Genomic DNA, 5,382 nt, shown 5'->3' with positions numbered 1-5,382 from the left:
GCCCGGGACGCTCGCACCGGCGGTCGGTCCCGCCGGTGAACCGGAAGTCCTGGTACGCGCCGCACCTGCGCACGTGTGCTCATCACGGACGACGGCGTCGGCGCGGCGGCAGCCGGCCAGGAACGCCTCCTGACCGCGGTGGACGGCCGCGCTGTCCCGGCGACGACGGCCGGTGAACCCGGCGTCCGCACAGACTTCATGAACGGCCCGCCGCCGCCCGCCGCCGCCCGCACCGCCCGGCGGTCGGCGGTCGGCGGTGTGCGCAGAGGCTCCAGCCGCTCCGGCGACCGCTGCGTGGCCGGAGCGAGCACGCGCATGGGCGCCGCCGCCGCGCGACCGGGCGAGCGGCTGACGAGCGACCGGGCACGCGGCCGCCGATCAGCAGGGCGATCGGCCGGCGAGCGCATATGCCGCAAATCTGGACCTACATCCCAGAACCCCCGCTGAAGTGGCCCTTTCCGGGCACCCGGAGATCATCAGCCTGCGCCGAACCCGGTATTCGGACACGCGACGGCGGGGTAGGGCAAGGAATGCCAAGCCGTAGCCCCGGGAAGCCCCATCCGCTCCTCGGAGAGCGAAAGGGAGCACCATGCCGCTGGAAACGGCCCGTCAGGAACACCTCACGCGTCCGGTGACGCCGATCGGGAGCCTGGAGCGGGGCATCGACATCCTCCTCGCGCTGAGCGCCGCGCCCCGGCCGGTCAGCCTGGCCCAGCTCAGCCGGAGCACGGGCCTGCCCAAGTCCACGGCCCACCGGATCCTGGGCGTGTTGTGCGCGCGCGAGCTGGCCCGGCGGGTGGGCACCGGCTACCTGCCGGGCCGGCAGCTGGAGACGATGGCCGGCATCGCCCGCAGCCGGATCCCCGGGTCGCGGCGGGTGGTGCTGCCGTACCTGCTCTGCCTGCAGGAGACCACCCGCCAGACGGTCAACCTGGCCGTGCCCGCCGGCCTGGAGGCCCGCTACGTCGAGCGCCTGTACGGCCACGACCGCGTCCGGTCCCGCTCCGACGGCACCGACCTCGCGCCGCTGCACTGCACGGCGACCGGCAAGGCGCTGCTGGCCTTCGACACCGGGCTGCGCGAGGAGGTGCTCGGGCAGGGCGGCTTCGAGCGGCTGACCAGCCGCACGATCACCGGCGTGGCCACGCTGGAGCGGGAGCTGGCCCAGGTCCGCCGGTACGGCGTGGCCTACGCCCAGGAGGAGTACACCGAGGGCGTGTCGTGCGTGGCCGCGCCGGTGTTCGGGCCGGGCGGCGGCGTGTGCATGTCGGTGGGAGTGGCGGCGCCGGGCCCGTCCGCGCCGCTGGCCCGGCTGGGCCTCACCGTACGCGGCGCGGCGCAGGCGATCTCGGCCGCGCTGGTGGTGGCCTGAGGTGTTCCGGCTCCTGGAACGCTCCACAGGACGCGGCCCGAAAACGTTCCGCACAGCGAGACCCCCGCTTGCGCGCCCGGCGGACGGGCGATCGCATGACCCCATGAACTTCCTTCCCGTCCCGGCCACCGAGGAGGCGTCCGCGGCGCGGCGAGCTCTGGCCCGGACGCCCCCCGGCACGCGGGTGCCGGCCGGAGACGGGAAGGCACGAACGCCCCCGGGCACGCAGGCGCCGACCGGGAACGCGGAGGCACGAACGCCCCCGGGCACGCGGACGCCGGCCGGGCACAGGGAGGCCACGCGTGCCTAGAGGCCTGCACAGGGCCACCGTGCTGGAGAGCCTGCGCCTGGCCGGCGCCCTCCTGCCGCAGGGCACGCCGCACGTGACTGCCGGGCTGGACCTGCTGCGCTCCCGCGCTCTGCTGACCGGCCTGCACGTGCGGTACGGCGGCCGTCCCGTGCTCGTCCGGGGCCCGCGCCGCACGGCGCTGGTGGTGCTGTCCCAGCGGGACGCCGAACGCGTGTTGTCGGAGCCCGCCTTCGTCCCCACCGTGCGCGAACGGGCCGCCGGCCTGCCCTACGACGTGCTGCGGCCGGCGTTCGCGGAGGTGGCCCGGCGGGAGGCGGCGGCGCTGACGGACGGCGTGATCGACTACGCCCGGCTGGAGTCGTGCTGGCAGCGGGTGGCGCGGCGATGCGTCTACGGCGCGGGCGCGGCCGGCGACGAGGAACTGAGCGCGCTGCTCGCCCAGGTCAGACGGGCGGGCAGGGGCCGGGCCAGACGCCGCCAGGAGATCCTCTCCGGCCGCTACGACGCCCGGATCCTCGACCACCTGCGCCGCGCCGAGCCCGGCACCCTCGCCGGTCTGCTCGCCGAGACCAGCGGCCCGGAGGCACGCGGCCTGCGGCAGGCGGCGTTCTGGCTGCTCGGCTTCAGCGTGACCGCCGCCAGCCTCATGCGCACCCTCGCGCTGCTGGCCGCCTACCCCGTCCAGCGCAAATGCGCCCGCGCCGACCCCGACTACCTGCGCGCCTGCCTGCGTGAGGGCCTGCGCCTGTGGCCGCCGGTCCCGGCCCTGTCCCGCCTCACCACCGAGGAGACCGACTGGTACGGCGTCCCGGTGCCCGCCGGCACCCACGTGATCCTCCCGTTCGCCCCCCACCAGCGCAGCCCCCGCCTGCACTACGCCGACTCCTTCGCCCCAGAGATCTGGCTCGACGGCACCGCCGCCGGCGAATGGTGGGCCCTGCCGCGCTGCGACGGCGTGCACCTGATGCTCGGCGTCGGCACGGCCTTCCTGGGCGGGATCCTGGCCTCGGCCCGTCCCAAGGCGTCCGGCCGCCCGCTGTCGCCGCGCCGCCCGCTGCCCCAGACGCTCAACGCCGCCCGCCTGCGGGTGACGATGCGCCCGCTGAAGCGGCGTCCAGGCCAGAGCTGACCGGGCTTCGTCGCCACCGGGCCGCGGCTTCTCCGTTAGAGTCTGGGGTGGAAAAAGGCGTACCGGCGGAAGAAACGGTTCGGTTTGCGACGGGATGACGACGGCGAGAGGACGGCGACCGTGGGGCGCTCGGCAGGCACTCCGCTGAAGCCTGAGGATCCGCCGGCGATCGGCCCCTACGAGCTGCTGAGCCGTCTCGGCTCGGGCGGCATGGGCACCGTCTACCTCGCCAGGGGCGCCGACGGCGTCAAGGTGGCGCTCAAGGCCATCAGGCGTGACTTCACGGCCGACCCGGTCTACCGGGCACGTTTCCACGAAGAGGTGTCCAACGCGCGCAAGGTGGCCTCGTTCTGCACCGCGCGGGTGCTCGACCACGGCGAGGACCGCGGGGTGCTCTACCTGGTCACCGAGTACATCGACGGCATCTCGCTGGAAGACCAGCTGATCGAGCACGGCGCGCTGCCGCCGTCGGTGCTGCACTCGGCGGCCGTGGGCGTGGCGGCGGCGCTGACCGCCATCCACGCCGCGGGGCTCGTCCACCGCGACCTCAAGCCGGCCAACGTCATGCTGACGCTGGCCGGGCCGCGGGTGATCGACTTCGGCCTGGCGCGCTCCACGCACGTCGGCTCCCGGCACACGAACGCCGGCATGGTGATGGGCACGCCCGGATGGATCGCTCCCGAGCAGGTCTTCGAGGGGCACACCAGCCCGGCCGGCGACGTGTTCGCCTGGGGCTCGCTGATCGCGTACGCGGGGCTCGGCGGGCACCCGTTCGGCGAAGGTGACGCGTACGTGATGGCGGCGCGGGCCCGTACCGCACCGCCGGACCTGCGCGGCCTGCCCGCCCCCCTGGACCGGCTGGTCGCCGCGGCCATCCACCCCGACCCCGCGCGCCGGCCCGCGGCCAAGCAGCTCCTGCTGGAACTGGTGGGCGCGGCCGACGAGCCCGCGGCCCAGCTGGCAGCCACCGAACACCTGACGAACGCATGGGACGCCTCGGAGTTCCGCCCCCTCGGCCACACCCCCCCACCCGCCGAACGCACCGGCCCCCCGCACCCGCCCCCACCCGCCGAACGCACGGGCCCTCCGCCCCTGCCCTCACCTGCGGAACACACGGGCTCCCCGCACCTGCTTCCCCCTGCGGAGCGCACAGGGCCCCGCCCTCCGATGCCCTCCCCGTCGGGCTCTCGCCCCCCGATGCCCCCGTCCGCCGACCGGACGGGGTCCCGCTCCCCCATGCCACCCGCGGCTGAACGCACGGGATCCCCCGTTCCGAGGCCACCTGCGGCTGAACGCACGGGATCCCACCCTCCGACGCCCCCCGCAGCCGAACGCACGGGGGCGGGCTCCGCGATGCCGCCTTCCGCCGAGCGCACGGGCCCGCGTCCGCCGCACGTTCCCTCCCCGGCCGAACGCACCGGTCCGCGCCCACCCATGCCCACCCCGGCAGACCACCCCGGCCCAGGCACACCGCAGACCCCGTCCGCGATCGACCCCGCAGCACCCCACGCCGCCCAGATGCCCCCCGCAACCGAGCACACCGGCATGCGCCCACCGCCCATGCCCTCCCCAGCCGAACGCACCGGCCCCCGCCCGCCCATGCCTGCCGCCGCAGAGCACATGGACCAGCGGCCACACATGCCCTCCGGCCCGGAGCACATGGGACACCGGCCCCCGATGCCTTCGGGCATGGAGCACCCCGGGCAGCAGTCCCCCATGCCGTCGCCCGCCGAGCGCACCGGACCGCGTCCGCCGCAGATGCCCTCCCCGGCCGAACGCACCGGCCCCCGGCCGCCCATGCCCGCCCCCACGGAGCACCCGGGACCTCGCGCGCCCCAGATGCCGCCCCCCGTGGACCGGACCGGGAACATCCCGCTCCCCCACCACCAGGCCACCGGCCAGGGACCGCTACCGCCGCACACCACAGGCCAGGGACCGCTGTCCGGGTACGCGCCACCACGCCGCAAGCGCGGCGTGTTCACCGGCTGCATGACCGCGCTGGTGATCGTGATCGTTCTGTTCGTGGTGGTCGTGGCCACCCTGGCCTGGATCTTCCGCTCCCCCGCCATAGGCGAGGAAGGCCCGGTACAGGACGGAAAGCTGAAGTTCGCGGTCACCGGTACAAAGTGCCCCCAACCCGCGAAGTCCGCCTCCCGTCGCACCTGCCAGGTCACGGTGAGGGTGAACAACGTCGGCCCCGACGCCCGAGTCCTCTACCCCGGCCAGCAGAAGCTGATCGACGAGGAGGAGGCCCTGCACGGCGGCAGCAAGCTCCTGGACAAGAGTGGCACCGAGATCACCCCGGTCCGCATCGCCCCCGGCCAGTCCTTCACCGGCACGCTGGTGTTCGACCTACCGAAAGGCGCTGAGCCGGCGGGCCTCGAAGTGCACGACTCAGGCCTGAGCGCCGGAGCCCGAGTAGCCCTGGGCTAACCAACGACGCAGACCTGAGCACCGAAGCCGCCCGGACTAACCCCAATGCCGGTTAGTTAGGGCTGGGGCTGGATCGTCTAGCCCTGCGGTGATCAAGACATGAGAACGGAGATCCGGTAGAACGGGTGATCTTCCCAA

General features: G+C 74.7%; 4 protein-coding genes. All 4 read left to right on the top strand.

Features of this window, described 5'->3' with window-relative positions; genetic code table 11:
* Positions 1–75 precede the first annotated feature (75 nt).
* A complete protein-coding gene (locus ABZ444_RS51250) occupies positions 76–447 on the top strand; it encodes a hypothetical protein (protein WP_358012659.1) in 372 nt (123 codons plus the stop codon).
* Between the two features lie 142 nt (positions 448–589).
* Complete coding sequence (locus tag ABZ444_RS51245; protein ID WP_358012657.1) at positions 590–1,372, top strand: IclR family transcriptional regulator; 783 nt, start codon at positions 590–592, stop codon at positions 1,370–1,372.
* A gap of 302 nt (positions 1,373–1,674) precedes the next feature.
* Positions 1,675–2,811 carry a cytochrome P450 gene (locus ABZ444_RS51240; RefSeq protein ID WP_358012656.1) on the top strand — a complete coding sequence of 379 codons (1,137 nt, stop codon included), beginning with the start codon at positions 1,675–1,677 and terminating at the stop codon, positions 2,809–2,811.
* A gap of 120 nt (positions 2,812–2,931) precedes the next feature.
* On the top strand, positions 2,932–5,244 hold the full coding sequence (locus ABZ444_RS51235) for a protein kinase (RefSeq protein ID WP_358012654.1): 2,313 nt from the start codon (positions 2,932–2,934) through the stop codon (positions 5,242–5,244).
* Positions 5,245–5,382: the final 138 nt, after the last annotated feature.

This window comes from Nonomuraea sp. NPDC005730 (genome assembly GCF_040630865.1).
Classification (GTDB): domain Bacteria; phylum Actinomycetota; class Actinomycetes; order Streptosporangiales; family Streptosporangiaceae; genus Nonomuraea.
The sequence above is the reverse complement of the archived record's forward strand: the minus strand, read 5'-3'. Positions and strand labels throughout refer to the sequence as shown.